This is a genomic window from Pseudomonadota bacterium, from assembly GCA_008501635.1.
GTDB lineage: Bacteria > Pseudomonadota > Gammaproteobacteria > QQUJ01 > QQUJ01 > QQUJ01.
On record QQUJ01000019.1, the window covers coordinates 193204 to 213862 of the forward strand.

The 20659-nt window shown below is 59.7% G+C and carries 20 protein-coding genes; 11 read left to right on the forward strand and 9 right to left on the reverse strand.

What is annotated here, in order from left to right; translation table 11 throughout:
• The first annotated feature begins 5 nt into the window (after positions 1 to 5).
• Entirely contained in the window at positions 6 to 3131 is a 3126-nt protein-coding gene (locus tag DWQ09_13640; protein KAA3627352.1) for an AcrB/AcrD/AcrF family protein, read from the forward strand.
• Between the two features lie 37 nt (positions 3132 to 3168).
• On the opposite strand, the gene DWQ09_13645 is transcribed toward DWQ09_13640, so the two are convergent.
• On the reverse strand, positions 3169 to 5532 hold the full coding sequence (locus DWQ09_13645; protein ID KAA3627353.1) for a response regulator: 2364 nt from the start codon (positions 5530 to 5532) through the stop codon (positions 3169 to 3171).
• A 383-nt stretch (positions 5533 to 5915) separates the two neighbouring features.
• Between DWQ09_13645 and DWQ09_13650 the strand changes: the two genes are divergently transcribed.
• On the forward strand, positions 5916 to 6188 hold the full coding sequence (locus DWQ09_13650) for a hypothetical protein (protein KAA3627354.1): 273 nt from the start codon (positions 5916 to 5918) through the stop codon (positions 6186 to 6188).
• 29 nt (positions 6189 to 6217) lie between these two features.
• Here DWQ09_13650 and DWQ09_13655 read toward each other — a convergent pair whose 3' ends face one another.
• Both DWQ09_13655 and DWQ09_13660 read right to left on the reverse strand, forming a co-directional pair.
• The gene (locus DWQ09_13655) at positions 6218 to 6388 is read right to left on the reverse strand and encodes a rubredoxin (protein ID KAA3627355.1); all 171 of its coding nucleotides are present in this window, start codon (positions 6386 to 6388) and stop codon (positions 6218 to 6220) included.
• A gap of 114 nt (positions 6389 to 6502) precedes the next feature.
• Complete coding sequence (locus DWQ09_13660; protein ID KAA3627356.1) at positions 6503 to 7720, reverse strand: PDZ domain-containing protein; 1218 nt, start codon at positions 7718 to 7720, stop codon at positions 6503 to 6505.
• Positions 7721 to 7901: 181 nt separating this feature from the next.
• Here DWQ09_13660 and DWQ09_13665 point away from each other — a divergent pair, with 181 nt between their 5' ends.
• Positions 7902 to 9923, forward strand: coding sequence for a M1 family peptidase (locus DWQ09_13665; GenBank protein ID KAA3627357.1), 2022 nt, complete (start codon positions 7902 to 7904; stop codon positions 9921 to 9923).
• Between the two features lie 103 nt (positions 9924 to 10026).
• Here the strand turns inward: DWQ09_13665 and DWQ09_13670 are convergent, their stop codons facing one another.
• The 4 genes from DWQ09_13670 to DWQ09_13685 form a co-directional block, all read right to left on the reverse strand.
• Positions 10027 to 10308 carry a hypothetical protein gene (locus DWQ09_13670; GenBank protein KAA3627358.1) on the reverse strand — a complete coding sequence of 94 codons (282 nt, stop codon included), beginning with the start codon at positions 10306 to 10308 and terminating at the stop codon, positions 10027 to 10029.
• 265 nt (positions 10309 to 10573) lie between these two features.
• Positions 10574 to 11842: an NAD(P)/FAD-dependent oxidoreductase gene (locus tag DWQ09_13675; GenBank protein ID KAA3627359.1), complete on the reverse strand. Its 1269-nt coding sequence runs from the start codon at positions 11840 to 11842 to the stop codon at positions 10574 to 10576.
• A gap of 148 nt (positions 11843 to 11990) precedes the next feature.
• A complete protein-coding gene (locus tag DWQ09_13680) occupies positions 11991 to 13844 on the reverse strand; it encodes an aldehyde ferredoxin oxidoreductase (protein KAA3627360.1) in 1854 nt (617 codons plus the stop codon).
• 20 nt (positions 13845 to 13864) lie between these two features.
• Entirely contained in the window at positions 13865 to 14347 is a 483-nt protein-coding gene (locus tag DWQ09_13685) for a 4Fe-4S dicluster domain-containing protein (protein KAA3627361.1), read from the reverse strand.
• A gap of 269 nt (positions 14348 to 14616) precedes the next feature.
• Between DWQ09_13685 and DWQ09_13690 the strand changes: the two genes are divergently transcribed.
• Both DWQ09_13690 and DWQ09_13695 read left to right on the forward strand, forming a co-directional pair.
• A complete protein-coding gene (locus tag DWQ09_13690; protein KAA3627362.1) occupies positions 14617 to 14868 on the forward strand; it encodes a MoaD/ThiS family protein in 252 nt (83 codons plus the stop codon).
• Entirely contained in the window at positions 14844 to 15164 is a 321-nt protein-coding gene (locus DWQ09_13695; GenBank protein ID KAA3627363.1) for a hypothetical protein, read from the forward strand. Before DWQ09_13690 ends, DWQ09_13695 begins: the two co-directional genes overlap by 25 nt.
• A 61-nt stretch (positions 15165 to 15225) precedes the next feature.
• Here the strand turns inward: DWQ09_13695 and DWQ09_13700 are convergent, their stop codons facing one another.
• A complete protein-coding gene (locus tag DWQ09_13700) occupies positions 15226 to 16086 on the reverse strand; it encodes a LysR family transcriptional regulator (protein KAA3627364.1) in 861 nt (286 codons plus the stop codon).
• 120 nt (positions 16087 to 16206) lie between these two features.
• On the opposite strand from DWQ09_13700, the gene DWQ09_13705 reads away from it, so the two are divergent.
• The 4 genes from DWQ09_13705 (at position 16207) to DWQ09_13720 (ending at position 17975) form a co-directional block, all read left to right on the forward strand.
• Positions 16207 to 16713 (forward strand): hypothetical protein, encoded by a 507-nt coding sequence (locus tag DWQ09_13705; GenBank protein ID KAA3627365.1) that lies wholly within the window; start codon positions 16207 to 16209, stop codon positions 16711 to 16713.
• Positions 16714 to 16815: 102 nt separating this feature from the next.
• On the forward strand, positions 16816 to 17001 hold the full coding sequence (locus DWQ09_13710; GenBank protein ID KAA3627366.1) for a DUF3330 domain-containing protein: 186 nt from the start codon (positions 16816 to 16818) through the stop codon (positions 16999 to 17001).
• Between the two features lie 5 nt (positions 17002 to 17006).
• Entirely contained in the window at positions 17007 to 17699 is a 693-nt protein-coding gene (locus tag DWQ09_13715; GenBank protein ID KAA3627367.1) for a succinate dehydrogenase iron-sulfur subunit, read from the forward strand.
• A 3-nt stretch (positions 17700 to 17702) separates the two neighbouring features.
• Positions 17703 to 17975 carry a hypothetical protein gene (locus tag DWQ09_13720; GenBank protein ID KAA3627368.1) on the forward strand — a complete coding sequence of 91 codons (273 nt, stop codon included), beginning with the start codon at positions 17703 to 17705 and terminating at the stop codon, positions 17973 to 17975.
• 45 nt (positions 17976 to 18020) lie between these two features.
• Here the strand turns inward: DWQ09_13720 and DWQ09_13725 are convergent, their stop codons facing one another.
• A complete protein-coding gene (locus DWQ09_13725) occupies positions 18021 to 18878 on the reverse strand; it encodes an MBL fold metallo-hydrolase (GenBank protein ID KAA3627369.1) in 858 nt (285 codons plus the stop codon).
• A gap of 261 nt (positions 18879 to 19139) precedes the next feature.
• Between DWQ09_13725 and DWQ09_13730 the strand changes: the two genes are divergently transcribed.
• Together DWQ09_13730 and DWQ09_13735 are read left to right on the forward strand one after the other, a co-directional pair.
• Positions 19140 to 19391: a hypothetical protein gene (locus tag DWQ09_13730; protein KAA3627370.1), complete on the forward strand. Its 252-nt coding sequence runs from the start codon at positions 19140 to 19142 to the stop codon at positions 19389 to 19391.
• Between the two features lie 25 nt (positions 19392 to 19416).
• Positions 19417 to 20211, forward strand: a complete 795-nt coding sequence (locus DWQ09_13735) for a DUF2520 domain-containing protein (GenBank protein KAA3627371.1) — start codon at positions 19417 to 19419, stop codon at positions 20209 to 20211.
• The last annotated feature ends 448 nt before the right edge of the window (positions 20212 to 20659 follow it).

Consider the following 20659-nt stretch of genomic DNA (forward strand, 5'->3'; position numbering starts at 1 on the left):
CCAGTATGACCTTTCAGCATAAGCGCGACATGATCGGGAGGTTCGCCCAGCACAATGTGGCGGCGAATCTCCTGATGCTGATGATGGTGCTCGCCGGCATCTGGGCACTCGCCAAACTCAATGTGCAGTTCTTTCCCACGCTTGAGCTCGAGCTGATGACGGTGCGCGTCGAATGGAGTGGCGCCAGTGCCGAGGATGTTGAATCGGCCATCACCACACCCCTGGAGCAGGAGCTGCGCAACCTGGACGGTGTACGTAAACTCACTTCGAGCTCGACCACCGGGGCCGCCGCAATAACCATCGAATTCGAGGAGGGGACCAATATGGGCCGGGCCTCGGATCAAGTGAACGAGCTCGTCGCGCGCGTTCGCGACCTGCCGGACAGCGCGGAAAAACCCGAAGTCTCCCAGGTGACACGTTACGATCGTATTGCGCGCCTCGTGATCAGCGGTGCAGAGCTTGACGAACTGCGCCCTTTAGCCCGTCGGTTCGAGGATGAGTTGCTGGCACGCGGCATTGCCCGCATCGAGGTTACCGGGTTGCCCGACGAAGAGGTGGCGATTCAGATTCCCGCGGCCCGCCTGCAGGAACTCAATCTCAGGCTGACCGACATCGCCCGCACCATCGATGCGATCAGCCGCGATCTGCCGGCGGGTTCAATGGGCCGGGACGACGTGGCGCGGCAATTGCGCAGTCTCGATCAGCGCCGCGATGTGCTTGGCTTCGAGCGTCTGCCAATTGTCGCAGACGACGCCGGACAGCTGCTTACGCTTGGCGATCTGGCCGATATTCAACGCCGCGCCAAACCCGGCCAGCCCTACCTTCGCCACCAGGGCAAACCGGCCGTGGAACTGGAACTGCAGCGCGTCGAATCCGCCAACGCGCTGACCTCGGCGGAGATACTCCATCAGTGGTTGTCCGAGACACGCCCCACGCTACCGACAAACATCGAACTGACTGTTTACGATCAGGCCTGGCAGTACATCAGGGATCGCATCAATCTGTTGCTGGAGAACGGCACCGGCGGTCTGGTACTGGTAGTTGCGGTGCTGTTCCTGTTCTTGAATGGGCGCGTCGCCTTCTGGGTGGCGTTGGCGATCCCGGTTTCCTTCATGGCAGCGTTGATGGCGCTCTACCTGGTCGGCGGCAGCATCAACATGATCACTTTGTTCGCGCTGATCATGACCCTCGGCATCATCGTTGACGATGCCATTGTCGTGGGCGAAGACGCAATGACTCGCTACAGTGGAGGCGAACACTCCCTGGCGGCGGCGGAAGGTGCCGCGCGGCGCATGCTGGCGCCGGTGATGTCATCATCGCTCACCACGATTGCTGCCTTTTTGCCGCTCATGCTGATTGGAGGGCCGATCGGCAATATCCTGTTTGGCATTCCGCTGATCGTCATTTGCGTGATTCTGGCATCGTTGACAGAATGCTTTTTGGTGCTCCCCGGACATCTGCACCACAGTTTTCGCCGCTTCCGTCACGTCCAATCCGGTCCCACCCGTTTACGCCTGGATGCCGCCTTCGCCCACCTGCGCGATCGGTACTTTCGTCCGCTCATGACCTGGTCGGTTCGCAACCGCTGGATCACATTGAGCGCGTCGGTCAGCACGATGATTCTGGCGCTGGGTTTGATAATCGGCGGACGCCTGGGCTTCACGCTGTTTCCGGGAGTCGAGGGAACCATCGTCTACGCCAGCGCTACCTTCACTCCGGGCACCGCTGCCCGTCAGGTAGACAGTTTTCTTCAGCAGCTGGATGGATCGCTGCGCGCGACCGAAGAAGCCTTGGGCGGCAACTTGATCCAGAGCGTCACGTTGCGCAGCGGCCACGGTATCTTCGGCGGTACAGACGCTGCGGCGGGCGAACACATAGGCTCCCTCATCGTCGAACTGGTCGAGCCCGATGTGCGCGACATTCGCAACCGTCAGTTCGTGGATGTCTGGAAGGAGCGCATCCAACAACCGCCGGGATTGACCGCGTTCGTGGTGGCGGAACGCTTTATGGGCCCGCCGGGACGCGATCTCGATATCCGCCTGGTGGGCGGTGACCCGGCAACTTTGAAACAGGCCGCGCTTGAACTGAGTGACGAATTGCAAAGGTTTCCAGGCGTCGGTGCCATCGAAGACGATATGCCCTGGGGTCAGGAGCAGATCATCTACAGTCTGCTACCTGAAGGCAGGGCCCTGGGTCTGACGATCGAGGAAGCGGGTCGCCAGCTGCGTGCAGCCTACGATGGCCTGACCGTGCAGATATTCCAACAGGGGGGCCACGAGGTCGAGGTGCGGGTCATGCTGCCCGACGCCGAACGCAACCGCCTTGGCAGCCTTGAGCGCATGATGCTGTTTCTTCCCGGCGGCGGAACCGTTCCACTCACCACCGTGCTCCAACTGGACAGTCGCCGCGGTTTTGAGGTGCTGCGCCACGCCGAAGGCCAGCTGGCCGTTCAGGTATCGGGCGAGGTGGATCGTGCCGCCAATAATGCCAATCGAATCCTGGCCACGCTTGAGCAGGAGTTCCTCCCCTCGTTGGCCTCACGCCACGGAATACGCTACTCACTGGAAGGACGCGCGGCTGATCAGGCGGAAACCCTCGGTGACATGAAACGCGGCATGGTGTTCGCGCTGGTGATGATCTATCTCGTCCTCGCCTGGGTCTTCGGCAGCTATACACGACCTCTCGCGGTGATGTTCATCATCCCCTTCGGGCTTGTGGGTGCGGTGTTCGGTCACTGGGTATTGGGGATGGAACTCACCATCCTGTCGCTGTTTGGTTTCTTTGGACTCTCCGGCATCGTGGTCAACGATTCGATTATTCTGGTGACCTTCTACCAGCGCCTGCGCGAGGAGGGAATGAGCGTGCAGAAAGCGGTGGTCGAAGCCGGATGTCAGCGCCTGCGAGCGGTGTTGCTGACCTCCCTCACCACCATCGCAGGATTATTGCCGCTGTTGTTCGAGACCTCGGTTCAGGCGCAGTTTTTGATTCCGATGGCGGTATCGATCACCTTCGGTCTGGCTTTTGCGACCTTGCTGGTGCTGCTGGTCATGCCGGCACTGTTGACGGTGGTAGAGGATATCCGGCGCCGGCTGACCGCAGCGCCGCGAGTGACCGCTGAACAGGGCTCTTAGGTCAAAGAATGTGATTGAGGGGATTCTGAGACAGGTTCTAGCGACAGACCAATTGGGGATCCAGGGTATCCGCGGGATCGGCCTCTGTCATACGGAGTATCCTCTGCAGTACGCGAGGATCCACCGGTTTGACCAGATGGTGGTCAAATCCGGCCTCTTTCGATTTCTGTCGTGCCTCCTCACTGCCGTAACCCGTCAGTGCCACCAGTTTCAGGTTTCTGTTGCCGAAAGTGTCACGCAGGTGTCGAGCCACCTGGTAACCGTCCATCTCCGGCAGTCCAATATCAAGTATCACAATCTCCGGGCGCAGCATCGGGATGACATCGACAGCGGCCAGGCCATCGTGGGCGGCGTGGACGTTATGTCCCATGGCGCTCAGTAGCGAGGCCAGCGACGTGGCAGCGTCAATGTTGTCTTCGACGATGAGGATGCGGCGCGCAACGGATGAATCCTCGCCAACCAGCGGCGCGTCACTCGGGGTTTCGCTGATCGCGGGTTTTTCGGCCAATGCAGGTATGCGCACCTCGAAACGGCTGCCTTTTCCCGCACCATCGCTGAACGCTGCAACGCGCCCACCGTGGAGTTCGGTCAGATCCTGCACCAGGCTCAGGCCGATACCGAGTCCGCCTTCCGATCGATCCAGATGGCGCTCCGCCTGGGTGAACACATCGAACACATGCGGGAGCAGGGCGGCATCGATGCCTACACCGCTGTCGCGAACGTTGATTACCGCCTCGTCCTCTTGACACTCCAGGGAGAGCCAGATATCACCCCCTGCCGGTGTGTACTTGGTGGCATTGCAGAGCAGATTGGTAACAATCTGCGTCATGCGCACAGGATCGATGTTGGCGCAGGTCGCTGCACCATGGATATCGAGGTGCAGATGCTGCCCTTTCTCCTCAATCTGTGATTTGACGATATCCGCGGCATGCGAGAGCACTGTGGTCAACGGCATCGGCACGGTGCGCAGTTCGAGCCTGTCATGCGTTATACGAGCGACATCGAGGAGATCGTCGACCAGCGTGCACATCTGTTTGAGTTGACGATCCATCATCTCCAGCCCCTGTCGCGATCGGGGACTCAACGTCTCCTGCTCTTTCTCCAATATCTGCAGCACATTGCCGATGGGGGCCAGCGGGTTGCGGAGTTCGTGGGCAAGCATGGCCAGAAACTGGTCTTTACGTCGGTCGGCTTCGGCGATCTGCTCGGCCTGTTCACGGAGCTGGTTCTCCAACCGATGCCGCGAACCGACGTCGGCATGGGAGAGCTCATCGAGCATCTCGTTGAAGGCATTCAGTGCAGTCCCGATTTCGTCGCGACTGGTGACTTTGGCGCGCTTGGTCAAGTCGGCACCGCGACGCACCGACTCGATGGTGCCGTGCAGGATATTTATCTGCCCGAGTATATTGCGTATCAGCACATAGGTGAGCAGTATGGTTGTCAGTACCACTACCAGGGCGATGAACGCGCTGGTGGTCAGTGAGTTGCGCGTGTTCGCTGCCAGCGTCTGCGCGGTGTCGCGCAAGTCCATGAGCAGATGATTCTCGATCTCCTGCAATCTGTCGATCCGCGTGCTCATTGCATCGAACCAGCGCGCCGCGTCAGCCCGTAGATTGCCCGAAGCCCCGGCTACGGCTATTTCGCGCATCCGGTCAACCGCATCGCTGAATGAACCCTCCATGCGCTCTCTGAAGAAGGCGCGCTGTTCATTGGTCGCCAACTGGTGGAAGGTGTCCAGGTAGGCATCCTGTGACGAAATCAGCGCGACCACGACACCAAGCATACCCGGGGAGAAACTACCCGCCGCAAACGCGTTGGCCAGAACGGCGCGTTCTATACCGGACTTCTCTTTTGCTTTAAGGAGTTGAACAGCGGCAGCGCCGTTCGTGGCAATCCGCACGTCGGAGCTGAGCAGGGGAAGGTCTGAAACGACTTCCAGCAGACGCGCGACGATATCGGCGTAGTGATTCAGGACGTCATCGATCGAGAGCTGGAGCAATTCGGTTTGGCGCCGTTTGTCGGCGTGCTCATCCAGGATCTTCAAAGCCCTGTGAAGTTTGCCGCGCAGCGCCCGTGTGTAGGTGTCGCCGTCGATAATAACCGTCTGTTCGCGCAGCTTCTCTAGTTGGTCATCGGTGATCTTGTACTGGTCCCTGAACTGGTCGACAAAGCGGTTGCCCTGCGATCCGATGACGACTGCGGCCAAGCCTCTTTCGCGCTGAACCTCATGGATCAAGGCACTGGTAAGTGCGGCTATCATGACGGCGCGGTGCAACTCGCTGGCGTCGCGATAGACACGATGCTTGGTAATAACGTCGGTTAGCGCGAAATAAACCAGAGCTGCAATGGGCAGCAGGGCCAGCAGTATCAGGTGTCCACGTATTTTCAGATTGCCAATCAAGCGCAGATCTCGCTATTGGCGCGCTACGGCGCACACAAGACAGACAAAGCTGCCGGTCAAACCCTGGACGGCAATCGAGCCGTTATGTTGATCGCTGGAGCTCCAGCGTGGTTTCCCCCCGATATCCGCAGATCAATGATCCGTTAATGGCTAAGTCATTGACCGGCTGACAAGTTTGGGTAGTCTAACTCGATCATTGGCGTTGTGCACAGCCTGCAAACACCCCCCAAAGGGGTGGGTCCGGGTTGAGAAAGACGAAAATATGCCCGTTCACCGACACGGCAAGAGGTCGGGCGCCAGCCATTTATGAAACGGGGTTGAGCAAAGAAAACGGTTTAACTAGGATAGGCGCGGTCTGTCAGTGCGAATGGTGGGGAAGGGGGATGATCGAAATCGAGTTGCGCCTTTTCAACAGCCTCGGTCGCTACGGTCGCAGCGGCCCTATGCAGGTTCCGAGCAGTACCACGGTCGGTGAAGTGCTCGAGCGTCTGCGCGTCCCCGCGCACAAGGTCTACGTTTCATGGTTGAACGGTCACAACATATCCACCGCACTGGGCGGGGCCATCGAAGCCCATCATGAACTGAAACAGGGTGATGTGCTGGCGCTTTCGGGACCGGTGCCGTTCAGCCGCTCCTACGGTACACCTGTGTGCTGAGCGCGAGTTCAGGTCCGCGCTCACTCGGGTCAGGCCGCCACCGGGGTCATTTCGAAATCGGCTTTGCCTACCCCGCATTCGGGGCATTCCCAGTCCTCCGGTATATCCTCCCAACGCGTGCCAGGCTCTACGCCCTCCTCAGGCATCCCCTCTTTTTCGTCGTAGACGAAGCCGCAGATAATGCATTGCCATTTCTTCATTCGGCATCTCCGATCCGGTACGCAACCTGAAGTCGTATTGCTTTAATTGACTAAAAAAGTAGGAATAAAGGATAGCGCCCGTTGCGGCGTCAATCAAATCGAAAACGCGCCGTTCTAGTGAAGCACCACGTCGAGCTGTCGCGGGGGGCTGGTCTGCGCCTGAACCACCACGACCACCGTATCGCCGGGACGCTTGTCCATCAGGGCAAGCTTCAGGTCGGAAAACGACTGTACATCCTGATCCTCCAGTTTCAGGATCTGGTCACTCTTGCGTATGCCTGCACGGTAGGCTCCGCTCTCCTGCAGAACGCCGCTGACCGTTACCCGCTGGTCGCGGGTATTGACCATGACACCAAGCTTGCCGCTCGGGGGCAGGCTGAGCGACGGTGAGACCACAAGAACATCCGCGCTGCCCGGTTCGTGAGCCGTTCCGGGTTTTTCATTCACGGTCGTTACCGTCACCGTCGAGACGGGCAGGCGGCGCAGCAGCCGATCCGGTATACCGGTGCGAAATCCCGCGTGCCCGGTGCCCGCCAGCACGATCATGCGATGTTGTGGATTGGCCCTGAGGAACTTTGCCGCGTTTTCCGCCATCGATTCATCCCATACCAGCTGCACACTCAGGAAGTTCTCAAAGGGTTGCTCGCTGTCTGGATGAAGGTCGTAAGCGGCGCGCACCCGCTGGCGATAGGTGGGGTCTGACCCGTCCATCTGTGACGGCAACCGGGCACGCACCTCCGGTGCCAGGCTCGAGAGGCCGCCGCTGCTGATTTTCCGGGTGATGTCGGCGGGTGCATTGAGCGCGATCAGGGGAAGCTGGTGACGTTTGGCGTATTCGACGATCGGACGATAGAGGCGATAGTCGTAACGCCAACGTTCATAGTACTCGGTCTTCTGCAGCATTTCGGCTTCGCCGATACGGCCGACCATATAGTCATCCAGCGGCTGTTGCAGGTCCTGCTGAAACCACTCGACACCAACCGCCAGTCTTGGATTTTGCTCATGCAAGGCTCGCAGCAGGGCGAGTTGAACCAGATGGTGCTCGTAATGAGTGTGCGTCTCGCCGACGAAAACCACGCGAGATTCACCGAGCGTTGGAAGAGCAGCGTCGAGCGGTCCCTCGATACCGCCGGATACGACCCGCAACGAAAGCCCGTCGATAGTGGCCAGCGCATCCTCGAGCGTCCTGTCGTTGACGACGATACTCTGCGCATGATCGCTGTCGCCCGCCCGAGGAACAGAGTGGCAACCCGCTACAAAAAGGGCGACCAACAGGTAGCCGCCCCATGTGCTCACAATTTTTTGCACCATTTTTACCTCTCCGCGTCCCATCCATGCTAAACCATGACGGTCAGGGGCGCGTGTTCAAATACTCCCACGGGGGGCTAGCGAAAGCCCGATTCATAGCTAAATTAGGCCAATGATCCTTACTAACCGACCTCGAATCCAGCGCTGGGTTCCCCCGCTGCTCCTGATGTTGCTTGCCACGCCGGCATGGACGGAAAGCCCCGCGGTGCTGCACCACCAGCTGGATATCACTCTCAAGCCTGACGAGGGACGCTTGTTCGTTGCCGATCGAATCAGCTTGCCCGACGGGGCGCGGGCAAGGTATCTGGAGGTCGTGCTCAATGCGGGCTTGCAGATCGTAGCCACCAACGCAAAGGCGGTGTCACCGTACGGAATTGCGGAGGGCAATCGCAGACGCTACCGATTTACACTCGATCCCCTGGCGGACACCCTCTCCATCAGCTATGAAGGAACTCCACAGGCACCCCGCCGTTCAGCACCGCAGGCCATGCCTGGTGTGGTGCTGGACAGCGCGAGCGTCTATCTGGACGGTGCCGGCGCGTGGTATCCGCTCACGGGAGAGCATCCCGTCACGGCGGAGTTGACCGTCCATCATCCGCCCGGCTGGCAGAGTATCAGTCAGGGCGCGCGGCTCGAGGGCACCACCACTACCACCCGTTGGCGCAGCGAAGAACCCCAGGAAGAGATCTATCTGCTCGCCGCGCCGTATCGCTTTTATTCGAAACCGGGACCGCACGCCGAAGCGCAGGTATTCCTGCGAACATCCGACGATCCCCTCGCACAACGCTTTCTCGATATCACCGATCGCTATCTGGATCTCTACAGCCGTCTGATCGGCCCCTATCCCTATCCGAAATTTGCCGTTGTCGAGAACCGCTGGGAGACCGGCTATGGCATGCCTTCGTTTACGCTGCTGGGGTCGCGGGTCATGCGCCTGCCCTTCATACTCACCAGCTCCTACCCGCATGAGATCCTGCATAACTGGTGGGGCAATGGTGTCTACCCGGACTACGCCTCAGGCAATTGGAGCGAGGGTCTGACCAGTTATCTGGCGGATCATCTTATTCAGGAACAGCAAGGGAGAAGCGCGGACTACCGGCGATCGATACTCCAGAAATATGCTGATTATGTGGCGTCCGAAAGCGATTTCCCATTGCGTGAATTCCGCGCCCGCCATGATGGCGCCAGCCAGGCTGTGGGTTACGGCAAGACGCTGATGTTCTTTCACATGCTACGTCGAAACCTCGGCGATACCGCATTTCGCACCGGGCTAAGGCGCCTCTACCGCGATTACCGGTACCGGAGTGCCGGCTTCGAAGAGATACGCCGGGTTTTTGAGGCGGTCAGCGGTCGCCCACTCGCTGCGATGTTCCACCAATGGGTAGAGCGGGTTGGTGCACCGGCTATCGTACTCGGAGAGCCCCAGGTCCGCGATTTGCAGCAGAAGGGATTTCGTTTGGAAGGTGAGTTGCGTCAAAGCCACGCCGACACACCCTATCGTCTGAGGGTTCCTGTAGCGGTGACCGTCGCGGACAGCGATACAGCGGTGTGGTCGATCGTCGAGCTGGATTCCGCGAGTACCCGGTTCGCCATCACGCTGCCATCGCGTCCCTTGCGAATCGACATCGACCCGCGGTTCGACCTCTTCCGACGTCTTGCACCCGAGGAACTGCCGCCTTCGCTGGGACAGGTTTTCGGGGCGGCCAACCTCACGGTGGTGGTGCCCTCCGGGGCGAGTGCGGAAGAGCGTGACGCCTACCTGCTGTTGGTCGCGCAGTGGCGGCGGCAGTTTCCGGGCATTCGAACACAAGAGGATATCCTGCCCTTACCGGAGAATGGCGGGATCTGGGTGCTGGGCAAAACCAATCGTCACGCCGCGTCACAGCTGAAGCGGATCAGCGCGCAGTTTCCCGTCGAACTGGGTCCCAAGCTCAAGCTGGGAGAGGAGGTGTTAACCGAAAAAGATCTCAGCCTGGTACTGACTCTGCGCCGTTCCGCTGTCTCGACCTTGGCCTATCTGCAGGTGGGGAGTGTGGCTGCGGTGCCGGGACTGGCGCGCAAACTGCCGCATTACGGCAAATACAGCTATCTCGCCTTTGCCGGTGATGACGCGGTGAACGTGACGAAAGGTCAGTGGCCGGTACATGCATCGCCGCTCACGTTACAGCTCACAGACGAGAAGCACGAAAGAGGGAAGCTCCCCGCCGAGGCGCCGCTCATCGAATAAAAAAAAGGCCCGTCGTTGAGACGGGCCGTTCCGTATCTGATCGCTACCGAAAAATTGAAATTAAGTAGTCGACAGCCGCTCGTGAATCAGCCGAACAATTCAACTATTCCTTGGCTTTTTCCTCCATCACCTCAAAGGCGCTGAACTCGGCCTCGTTGACCTGACCATCGCCGTCCTGATCGGTATCCATAAACTTGGCGCTCAGCATCTTGTCGTGTTCGGCTTCCTCCTGCGATATGAGACCGTTGCCATCCTTGTCCAACTCACCGAATCCCATCGTGCTCTTCATCGCACCGGCGGCGTAAGCGCCGGTGGAGGCGCCTAACGCCATTACTATCGCCGCCGCCATACCCTTGGTAAGACTGGTCGCTAACTTCCGTTTCATTGCATTAATCTCCGTATTGAAACATTGGGGGATTGCCGGTCACTTTGACGTGTATCCGGGCGAAGGCTATGACCTGCCGGCTATGACGTTGTTCCGTGTCTGCAGAAAAATATTTACGCCCCGGCTGGCAGGTCGGCACGTTCAATCTCGAGCCATTGATGGGCATCCTCTCCTCGAGCGGAGTGCAGCGCTCTGTACCGGCTGAGATGAGGGAACAGAAAAGGGCGCCTGGACGGCGTCCCGGGCAAGGGGAATCTGTACAACGCTAAGCGGATGCCGCAGCCTGTGCCGACGTTCCGCAACGGGCCAGATAGGCCTCCATTACCCGCGTCGGGTCGACCAGGAGTTTATCTTTCCAGGGACCCAGAGGAACCTGACTCTGTATCAAACCGCGCAGCACCCCGACGTGTTCGGTCATGCCAAGGCTGGTGGCACCCACCAGCACATCATCCTTAAACTGCAGATTGAGGTACCGGAAGCGCTCGGGATCATGGAGCTCGATACAGTCTCCCCCTTTCGCCCCCATCCACAATCCGAACGAGGTGGATATCAGTCCGATGGTGTCGAGCACGTTCATATTGACGCTGCCCTTGTAAGGCACGCTCTGACCCGCCATGTTGAGCGCCGCGATCCGGCCATGATCCACCGCGGTCGGTTGAATTGCATGGACACTACGCTCGCCTGTGGAGAAATCGCATCCCTGGGCACAGTCACCCGCGGCAAAGACGTTGGCATCGCTGGTTTGCATAAATTCATCGACCAGAATCCCCTGGTCGACCTTGATTCCGGAGCCCTTCAGGAACGCCGTGTTCGCGCCAACACCGGTGGCGGTAATCACCAGGTCGGCAGGCAGCCTCTTACCTCCCGGCAGAACCACATTGAGGGGTTGCGCACCCTGTGCAGCTTCGATGGCTTCGACCTGGGTATCCGTATACACCGCCACACCTTTGTCTTCGCACCAGGCCTTGATCATGGCGCCGGCCTTTTCATCCATCATGCGCGGCACCATACGCGGACCCATCTCGATCACGGCCAACTCGACTTTGCGCAGCGCCAGGGCTTCGAGGATGATGCAGCCGATAAACCCGGCGCCGATCAGCGCGACCTTCGCGCCAGGCTTTGCCCGCTTGACGATTTCGCGGGCATGCTCAAGTTCCCAGCAGGGGAGCACACCCGGGTTGTCCACCCCGGGGATCGGGGGAGTCAAAGGGTGCGATCCGGTAGCCAACAAGAGCTTGTCATATTGCAGTTGGGAACCATCGTCGAGAGTGATGTGGCGATCCGCGGGGCTCACTTTCCTGATCCCTTGATTGACCAGCTGTATCCCCAGCTTTTCGAAATGACCTTCTTCCTTGCGCAGGTGGGTACCTTCCTCCGCGATGTTGCCCGCCAGGTAGTAGGGTATGGCCATGCGCGAATAGGGGGGCTCGCCGTGGCGATCCAGCAGGCTGATATCACCTTGTGGATCGACCTTACGCAGCGCCTCGGCGGCCACGACCCCCGCAGGACCGGCACCAACGATTACGTAGTGCATGACGAGTTCCTCATCGATTGTGGATTACGCGACAGACATCGCCGTCCAGTCGCGACAATTAGCTTTAACTATTATCGTTATCTCATTGTTATTATTAATATAAAACACAGGGGCGAGTGATCCCGCCCCTGTGTAACGGCTTACGGTGCTAACTGAGACCCAACCGGCCCAATGTGTCCTTGCTGGGCTTGCCTGCCTTGTCCCAGCCACGTACCGCATAGTACTCCGGCAGCATCTCCGGCAGGCGGTTGACCATTCCCTTGGCGGGTCCCGTCTTGGCCCCTTCCTTCAGGATCCGCGGCGGCAGATTGTCGTCGGCGCTGGTCAGGCCGGAGGCCAGATTGAACTGGCGCTCCATGTTCCAGATCCGCTCGCCGGCTTCCGCCAGTTTCTCCACACTCCAATCGCCCTCGCAGGCCGTACCCATCTGGGGGGCGATATCGGCCAGGGTCCAGGCGAAGGAGGTAAAGACGCAGAGGCCCGTCGAATCCCAGGCTGCCGTGGCATCCTGGAACGCTTTCACCAGTTCCGCCTTGCCCTCGGCGGCATGTGGATCGGTCTTCACCGGAATGCCCAGTATCTCCGAGGCGATGGTGTAAGCGCGCAAATGGCAGGCGCCGCGGTTGCTGGTGGCGTAGGCCAGTCCGATGCCCTGGATGGCGCGCGAGTCGTAGGCGGGGAATTCCTGGCTCTTGACCGACATGGAGAGTTCGCCGTGGCCGTATTTCTCGCACAGTCGCCGCGAACCCAGGGCGAGTTCCTTGCCGAAACCCTCACCCTTGGCGGTCATCTCGACGGCCTTCGCCAGATCCTCCGCCGAGCCGAAGCGCAGCGACATCCCACCGGTAATCTTGTCGTCGATGGCACCGATGTCGTAGAGCTCCATGGCGGCGGCCACGGTGGCGCCGAAGGAGATGGGATCCATCCCGTGCTCGTTGCAGATGAAGTTGGTGTAGGTCAATGCGTCGAGATCGTCTACTCCGGTGTCGGCGCCCAATGACCAGGCGTTCTCGTACTCCAACCCGCCCGAGGCACCCCAGTACCTGGGATTGTTTTTCACCGTGAAGTGGTTCTGGTCGACCTTCGAAATACGGCCACAGGCGATGGTGCAGCCAAAGCACGCCTGGTTGGTCACCAGGTTGGCCTTGCCGTCGGTGGGCCGGGGTTCATGCATCGCCTCCCCGGAGATCTTGCTGGCGCCCTCGAACTGCACATCGCGATGGTTGCGGGTGGGCAGGGCGCCGACCTCGTTGATCACGTTCATCAGCACCTGGGTCCCATAGGTGGGCAGACCCTGTCCGGTGACGGGATTGTCGACCAGGATCTTTTTCGCGGCGGACGTCGCCTCCATGAAACCTTTGATGTCGCGTATGCCTGCCACACCTTGGGTGCCGCGCACGGCGATGCATTTGAGGTTTTTCGAACCCATTACCGCACCCACGCCCGAACGCCCGGCGGCGCGATGCAGATCGTTGACCACGCAGGCGTAGAGCACCTGATTCTCCCCGGCCACGCCGATGGAGGCGATACGCATCTGCGGATCCTGGTGACGGGCGTGGATCCACTCCTCGGTCTCCCAGGTCGATTTGCCCCACAGTTCGTCAGCGGGCAGCAACTCGGCCTTGTCGTTCTCGATGTGCAGGTAGACCGGGGATTTCGCCTTACCCTCGATAATGATCATGTCCCAGCCGGCAAACTTGAGCTCGGGACCGAAGTAACCACCCGAGTTGGAGCAGGCGATTGCGTTGGTCAATGCGCCCTTGGTGATGACCGAGTAGCGCCCACCTGTCGATGCCAGGGTACCGGTCAAGGGACCGGTGGCGAAGATCAGCTTATTCTTCGGTGAGAGTGGATCGGTCTTCGGATCCATCTCCTCCACCAGATACTTGGTGGCGAGACCGCGCTGGCCGATGTATTGCTGCGCCCACTCCATATTGAGGGGCTCGGGGGTGCAGGTGCCTTTGCTGAGGTCTACCCGCAGTATTTTTTTCTGCCATGCCATTTTCGCGTTCCTCCTTCAGATCAGGCTTGAGCTGCTGCGGGTTGGGCACCGGTCTTGGCAGCCCAGGCGCGCATGCGGTCGAGTCCGGTGGTGTCAGCATCGATATAGGTGATCGCACCGGTGGGACAGGCTTTCACGCAAGCCGGATCCCCGCCGCACAGATCGCACTTGATGACCTTGCCGGAGTGAGCCTGGTAGTTGATGGTGCCAAACGGACAGGCGATGGTGCAGACTTTGCAACCCACACAGCGGGCCACGTTGACCTCCTTGGCGCCCGTTGAGAGGTTGTTGCTGATGGCATCGACGGGACATGCCTGCATGCACCACGCTTCGGCGCATTGGGTGCAGGTGTAGGGGACGAACTTACCGTCGGCGTGGAACTGAAATACACGAATACGCGATCGGGCGGGGTTGATAACCCCCTCGTTCTCCAGAGAACAGGCCATCTCGCACTGCAGGCAACTGGTGCACTTGGACGGTTCGATATGAAGGGACCTAAGCATTCTCCTCCTCCTTATTGTTTTGAAAATCGTCCTCCCCGTCACAGCTGGGCATCATGGTCGGCTGCGCGGCGAGGCGTTCGGGTACTGACGTGGTGACGGTTGTAAAAATCCGACTATTTCCGTTAGGTTCAGCTCCTGATTATTTAAAAGAACCCAATGATTTCTAATTGTTTTTGTTTTTGACAAGCCGTTGCTTGTGATGAGCGATTGCTATACTCCGATAACTATAGACCTCCTGTTGGACATATCTAGCAGAAGCATAGGTAGCCATGAAGATTAAAGTAAAGCTCTTTGCCACCCTGTCGCAATACCTGCCTTCGGGCGCCTCCGGTAACCAGGTGGAAATGGCCATACAGGAGGGAACCAGCACCCAACGCATGATCGATCAGTTCAATCTGCCACCTCGACTCGCGCATCTGGTACTCGTCAACGGCACCTTCATCCCCCCTGAAGAACGCACTCGGAAATTGCTGGAGGAGGGCGATGAATTGGCCATTTGGCCGCCGATCGCCGGCGGGTAGACCCGGTGGCGGTAGTCATCGAACGTGAGATGGCCATCACCTGGGAGGATTTTCAACGCATACTCCCCACCGCAGCTGGACAGTGTCCCTTCACCGTTGGCCGGCGCACCGCCATCGTCGAATTCCAACCCGGCGAACAGTTCAGCGTGACGCTCGGCCCGACCCGGCAGCGACGGATCGCCCTGCTCAGCCTGCCCGCTACACCGACCAGCATTGAGTACCATGGCGAACAGACAGCACGTTTCAAAGCATTCCTCGAACGCTTCGACCGCTACTTTCAGCGTGGCGGCGGTTGACACCGGTTGCGCAGCAGAGCCTGATCGGCGGCATCCAGATGACACGCGCCGGAGCAAGATCCTAGGAGTGACTCATCACCGTCGCTGCCACCTGGTGTAACCTGCCCACTGCCGGCGCTATCAGGGGATTGTTCGACGAACTCGGATACACCACGTAGACGGGCTGCTGGAAACTCGGAGCGTGCGATACAGGAAACACCCGCCCCTGTTCGATCAGCTCCCGCACCAGACGGTGTGGAAAATAGCCCGAGCCGCCATCCGTCAGGATACGCTGCAGCCCCAGCCAGCCGATCCCCACAATCACGCGCGGACTGCTCAGTTGGGGCAGGCCGCCGCTGATCTGTGCCAGAAACTCAGGCCCCCAGTCGACGTGGACATAGCGATCGGGATTGGGCGTGTGGCACTCCTCTTCAGTGCTCGTCACCAGAATGAGTTCCTCTTCGAACAGGCGTTCGACTTTCAGGGCTGGTCGGCTCTGCGGTGTGTACATGACGCCGATATCCAGACTGCCATCGACGAGTTCCTGCATCAGTCCCTCTTCAAAGCCGATGTGCGCCCTGATTTGCACATCGGGGATCTCCACACTGAGGGCATTCAGCCACTTGAGCAGCAGACCCTCCCACAATCCGAAGCGTCCCCCCACGGCCAGCGATCCCTCGAAGGCTTGAGCTACGCCCACTTCGTGACGGGCACGCTCCAGCGTCTGCACCATATTGGCGGCGTAGCGCAGGAAACGTCGCCCCGCGGCGGTCATGGTCGCCCCCGCTTTGTTGCGCACGAAAAGCTCACAGCCCAGATAGCTCTCCAACGAGCTGATTCTTCTGCTCACGGCCGCTTGCGTAATATGCAAGGTTTTGGCCGCACGAACGAAACTGCCGGTATCGACCACCTTGAGAAAGGTGCGCGCAAATTCAATGTCCATCGGTCCACCTACACCCATTTGATATGACAATATTTAATATTATTGTTGATTATTTATCGTTTGTGTAATTGATGGTACGAGGATAGTGTGAGGTCGTAGCGTAGTCGGCGGAAAGGTCTTATGGCGCGGTTTCTCGAACATCTCCTGCAGGATCATCAGGACTATGACGCACAGTTGACGTTCCTGGATAGCATTGTGCGCGACATCGAGCTTGAGGAACCCCTCGACTACACCGAACTCGTGGAATTGATGGCCTATCTCAGACCCGGCCTGTCAGGCAGCCACTGCGCGGAGGAGTGGATGATCTGTGATCGACTTGCCGAACAAACCGGTTCACCGCGCTTGGTTGTCGAGGTACTGAAAAATCTGCATCGATCCGTCGCCGATAAGGGGGCTGCACTTGAAACCATAGCCCTCGCCGCGCAGTATGGTCATGTGGTCGCAGCGGATGAAATCAGGCGGCGCGCCGAGGCCTTTAGTACAGAGTTTCGCAAGCAGATTGTCCTGGAAGAGCGCGCCATCTTCCCGCTGGTCAACGGTGTGCTGCATGAGGACGATTGGCGGGCGATCGAGCAAACGATCCGTGTCAGCATCGATCATAGGATCAGCGAGCGCGGCAGGCATTAAATTCGTCAATCACCCTCTCGTTTGCCGAGCATACGCCAAGCCCTGCTGTGATGTGGGGCAGCACCGGCGGTCCCTGTTCCTGGGATCCCGGCATTCGCTAGAATGAAAAGCGACATGAACAAGCAAACCGAGCAACCTTCACCAACTTGTCACTCGTGCCAGACAGAAATCAATCCTTCCGAGATGCTCACCCAGGAAGTCGTCGATTACCTGCTGCATTTCTGCGGTTACGCGTGCTACGCGGAGTGGCGCGCATCCGGCAACCCTGACTCACAGGATCACCATTAAAACCAATGCGCTTTTCCATTTATCGCTTTAACCCCGAAACCGATACCGCTCCCCACATGCAGGACTACGAGCTGGAGGTCGGGCCGGAGATGATGGTCCGGGAGGCACTGATCCGGATCAAGGCCGACGATGAAACGCTCAGTTTCCGCCACTCCTGCGGCGAGGGCGTCTGCGGATCGGATGCGCTGAATATCAATGGCCGCAACCTGCTGGCCTGCATCACGCCGGTGGTGTCCCTCAAAGAGCCGGTGCAGATCCGTCCGTTGCCGCTGCTGCCCGTGATCAGGGATCTGGTGGTCGACATGGAGCCCTTCTTCCACCAATACCGTATGGCGCGCCCCTACCTCATCAACACTACTGCACCACCCGAGAAGGAACGGCTCCAATCCCCGCAGGAGCGCGAACGCCTGGACGGGCTCTACGAATGCATCCTCTGCGCGGCCTGCTCTACGTTCTGCCCCTCATGGTGGTGGAATCCGGACAAGTACCGCGGGCCGGCCGCGTTGCTGCAAACCTGGCGCTTTCTCACCGACAGTCGTGATCAGGCAACCGACGCACGCCTGGATGAATTGGAAGGGCCGTACAAGCTCTTTCGGTGCCGCACCATCATGCACTGCACCGATGTTTGCCCCAAGGGGCTCAATCCTGCCCAGGCCATCGGCCACATCCGCGCGTTGATGGTCCGCCAGAGCGTATAAGTCATGGGTCACCGCAACACGGCAGCGACACCACAGCGCCCCCTGCGTCCCGGCTGCACCTACAGCAACGGTTCATTCGGCGGCAACTGGGAGGTGCGACGCATCCTGGCGATAGAGGCGCCCTGTGACGAGCAACCCGCGGCCAACATCACCTATCAGGTGGTGGTCGGCCATCACCGGCGCAAGAAAGCGCACTGCACCTGCATCGATTTCAACCAGTGGGCACGCTATCGTGTGGAACGGAACGAAACCACCTGGTATCGGGTCGAGTTCTGACCCTGCCACCCCGATTCTGCACATCGAGGTAACGGCTCGCGCTTGTCAGGACGACGTCCACCGCACCAGCGCCTGCAACTGATCCCGCATCGACACGCGCGGCAGATTCACACTGCCGCCATGACCGGCAAGAACCCACTCGAATTCATACTCGAGCAGCCGCTCCAGCGAGCGCGTCTGTTCGGCCCACGAATGCCAGCAGGCATCCCGGAAGGCGACGAGGCGTTGTTTGGCGAAGCTCCACGCCAACGAATCACCGCTGAACAGGAAGGTGTCCTCCAGCAGATAGACCACGCTGCCCGCCGTGTGTCCGGGCACCGGAATCGCCTGCCAACCGGGAAGCGGCTGTATGACGCTCCCGCCGCGCAACAGATGGTTGGCAAACGGCGCCGCGTCCGCGTCCCGTTCATGGATCCACACCTGCGCCCCGAAAGCCTTTGCGTACTTTTCAGCATCCGCCACATCGTCGCGATGCGTCAGAAAGATATGATCCAGTCCGTGATGGGCGGAGATGAACGCATTCACCCGCCGACTCCAGCGCGGTGCATCGATGAGTACGTTGCCGCTCGGGCGTTCGACAAAGTAGGCGTGTGCACCGTAGGAGCTTCGCGCGTTGTAGCCGCAGCGGTAGACACCCGCTGCGATGGCGTGCGGGAACAGATCGGGGGGCGGGGAGCCGCCCGACTCGCGCCGCACCGATGCGGTGGGGCAGACCAGCACAGCCCGCCACGCCGCCTCGATCTCCGTCTCGGTAACCGGCTGACGGACGAACACGCACTGACCCGCGCGGTGCTCGATCAGTTCGGGTGCCACGGAATGCGAGGCGCCGCAATCGATGCAACGGCGGTCGATATACCAGTCGCCGGGTGCATTTCCAGGATGGCGATCCGAATCCTCTTCCATGTTTCTCTTCCGGCTGCGCAGTCCCCTCACCACAGCGTAGATCGTGTCAACCCGAATCTCCAAAACGCCAACAGAGTAGTGATCTCGAAAGGGGCGCTGGCGCAGCGCCACCTCTCCTGCCGCTTTGGAAGCGGCGTGACTCAAACCGAGCAATGAGGGCAGACAAGTGCGACTTGCGCCGGTTGCAATCACGTGGCTGGAATAGGTTCGCTGCATATCTGCTACATTGTCACGAAGCATCGACTTCAGGCTGATCGCGCCATGTATTCAAGAGCCGGTTTTTCCCCCATCTGCAAGAAATGCCAGTGCCCACTGGAACTGGACACCTACGCCATCGATACCGTCACCTGCCAGAACAAACACACCTTCCTGTTCACGTGTCCGCAATGCGGCGGCTTCAATGCCACGGCCATGGCCAACATTCCCCGGGACCAATGGCATCAGTTCGTACCGGAAGATCAGCTGGACGAAATCATGTCGAAATACAACGCCGCCGTAAAAAAGTACAATTGAACAGACACAGGGGAAGGGCGAGTCATTGAACGTTGTCATCGTCGGCCGCGGTCGAGTGGGCCGGGGGCTTGCATCTGCGCTGCAGGGGACTGAGCACCCATCGGTGTTGATCCCTGGACATGCCTTCGACGCGGATGCTGTGACGAAAGCCGACGTGATCGTGCTGGCCGTGCCGGATGCCGCGATTGCCACCTGCGCCGAGCACATCGCCGCCGTAGGCAACCGGGATGCGTCGATCCTGCACTGTGCCGGGGCGCGGGGCGTGGACGAACTCATCGCCTGCCGGAAAGCCGGGTTCCCGGTCGGCGTCATGCATCCGCTCGCATCCTTTTCCGACGCTCCCAAAGGCCCAAGTTTCGAGGGCGTAGCGTTCGTGATCGCCGGCGATGCCGGCGCTGTCGGATCCGCAGCGACCATCGCACGCAGCATCGGAGCTGTCCCGTTGACGGCACCCATCCACGGACCGGCCTATCACGCCGTCGCCTCGCTGGTTGCCAATGGCGCCGCGGCGTTGGTCAACGCCGCCGTCCCCGCGCTGGAACAACTCGGTTTGACGCGCCAGCAGTCGGAACACGCCTTGGGTGCTCTGCTGGGAACGGTGGCGGAGAACGTGCGCGAAGTCGGCGTGCCGCGCGCCTTGACCGGCCCCATCATGCGCGGCGATGCGCAGACCGTCGCAGCCCACCGCGCAGCACTCGGGGAAAGCGCACCGCTGACCGCGCAGGCTTACGAGGCGGTCGTTCCCCTGATCCTGCGCTGCGCCACCGACCTCGGACTTTCCAGCGCACAGGCGCAAGCCATAGCGCGAGCTCTCGAGTAAATGTAGGTCGGGTTAGCAACGCGTAACCCGACAGCTACGGGCCGATTCCCCTCATCTTCACCTTCTCCCGCGGGGAGAAGGGATCCACCACATTCCCCCTCCCTCAGTTAGAGGGCTATTAATCCCACATAACACCCCCAAACCACCACCTTGGCGACAATCAATGTAGGTCGGGTTAGCCGGCGTAACCCGACACCTCGCATTCGTCGGGTTACGCTTCGCTAACCCGACCTGCGAGCGGTTTTCCCCCCCATCCTCACCTTCTCCCGCGAGGAGGAGGTGCACACCAGTTTCCCTCTTCCTCAGGGAGAGGGCGAGGGTGGGTACAGACCGGTAACATGGTTTACAGAATAGACCGGGCACAAGGTTTACAGGGTAGATTGCGTTGGCAAGGAGGACTTGCCGATGCCCTGGAAAGAGACCTGTGCGATGGATCAACGAGTTCAGT

Excerpts from the sequence above, each read along its gene's own strand:
- DWQ09_13680 (KAA3627360.1), bottom strand. The coding sequence starts at position 13,844 with ATGGCATGGCAGAAAAAAATACTGCGGGTAGACCTCAGCAAAGGCACC.
- DWQ09_13675 (KAA3627359.1), bottom strand. The coding sequence starts at position 11,842 with ATGCACTACGTAATCGTTGGTGCCGGTCCTGCGGGGGTCGTGGCCGCC.
- DWQ09_13660 (KAA3627356.1), bottom strand. The coding sequence starts at position 7,720 with ATGGGACGCGGAGAGGTAAAAATGGTGCAAAAAATTGTGAGCACATGG.
- DWQ09_13685 (KAA3627361.1), bottom strand. The coding sequence starts at position 14,347 with ATGCTTAGGTCCCTTCATATCGAACCGTCCAAGTGCACCAGTTGCCTG.
- DWQ09_13710 (KAA3627366.1), top strand. The coding sequence starts at position 16,816 with ATGAAAAGCGACATGAACAAGCAAACCGAGCAACCTTCACCAACTTGT.
- DWQ09_13715 (KAA3627367.1), top strand. The coding sequence starts at position 17,007 with ATGCGCTTTTCCATTTATCGCTTTAACCCCGAAACCGATACCGCTCCC.
- DWQ09_13720 (KAA3627368.1), top strand. The coding sequence starts at position 17,703 with ATGGGTCACCGCAACACGGCAGCGACACCACAGCGCCCCCTGCGTCCC.
- DWQ09_13655 (KAA3627355.1), bottom strand. The coding sequence starts at position 6,388 with ATGAAGAAATGGCAATGCATTATCTGCGGCTTCGTCTACGACGAAAAA.
- DWQ09_13730 (KAA3627370.1), top strand. The coding sequence starts at position 19,140 with ATGTATTCAAGAGCCGGTTTTTCCCCCATCTGCAAGAAATGCCAGTGC.
- DWQ09_13670 (KAA3627358.1), bottom strand. The coding sequence starts at position 10,308 with ATGAAACGGAAGTTAGCGACCAGTCTTACCAAGGGTATGGCGGCGGCG.
- DWQ09_13690 (KAA3627362.1), top strand. The coding sequence starts at position 14,617 with ATGAAGATTAAAGTAAAGCTCTTTGCCACCCTGTCGCAATACCTGCCT.
- DWQ09_13700 (KAA3627364.1), bottom strand. The coding sequence starts at position 16,086 with ATGGACATTGAATTTGCGCGCACCTTTCTCAAGGTGGTCGATACCGGC.
- DWQ09_13705 (KAA3627365.1), top strand. The coding sequence starts at position 16,207 with ATGGCGCGGTTTCTCGAACATCTCCTGCAGGATCATCAGGACTATGAC.
- DWQ09_13650 (KAA3627354.1), top strand. The coding sequence starts at position 5,916 with ATGATCGAAATCGAGTTGCGCCTTTTCAACAGCCTCGGTCGCTACGGT.
- DWQ09_13725 (KAA3627369.1), bottom strand. The coding sequence starts at position 18,878 with ATGGAAGAGGATTCGGATCGCCATCCTGGAAATGCACCCGGCGACTGG.
- DWQ09_13640 (KAA3627352.1), top strand. The coding sequence starts at position 6 with ATGACCTTTCAGCATAAGCGCGACATGATCGGGAGGTTCGCCCAGCAC.